This window comes from Halomonas sp. BM-2019, assembly GCF_017584085.1.
In genome coordinates this window covers 1,772,579-1,772,959 of record NZ_CP071922.1, presented here as the reverse complement: position 1 = coordinate 1,772,959, position 381 = coordinate 1,772,579, and the positions used below count along the sequence as shown (strand labels likewise).

1 protein-coding gene is annotated in these 381 nt (G+C 78.2%); it reads right to left on the bottom strand.

The genetic code is table 11. The features are described 5' to 3' along the window. On the bottom strand, nt 1-381 hold a 381-nt coding region (locus tag J5F18_RS08960), incomplete at both ends, for a glycosyltransferase (protein ID WP_346301900.1).

Genomic DNA, 381 nt, shown 5'->3' with positions numbered 1-381 from the left:
CAGCGCCCGGTTGGTGAGCCCCGCCACGGCGTTCTGCTCGTGGATCACCAGCGGGCGGCGCCCCAGCCAGGCGGCCAGGCCGCCGGGGCCGCTGGCGAAGCCGCCGAGCCCCACCACCAGCTGGGGGTCGAAGGTGCGGATCACCCGCCACGCCTGCCACACGGCCCGGGTCAGGTTGAAGGGCGCCAGCAGCCAGCCGGCGGCCCCGTTGCCGCGCAGGCCGGCCACCGCGATGCGGTGCAGGGGGATGCCGGCCTCCGGCACCAGGCGGTTCTCGAGGCCGCGGGGACTGCCCAGCCAGGCCACTTCCACCCCCTGGGCGGCCAGCCCGCGCGCCAGGGAGAGGGCGGGGATGACGTGGCCGCCGGTCCCCCCGGCCAT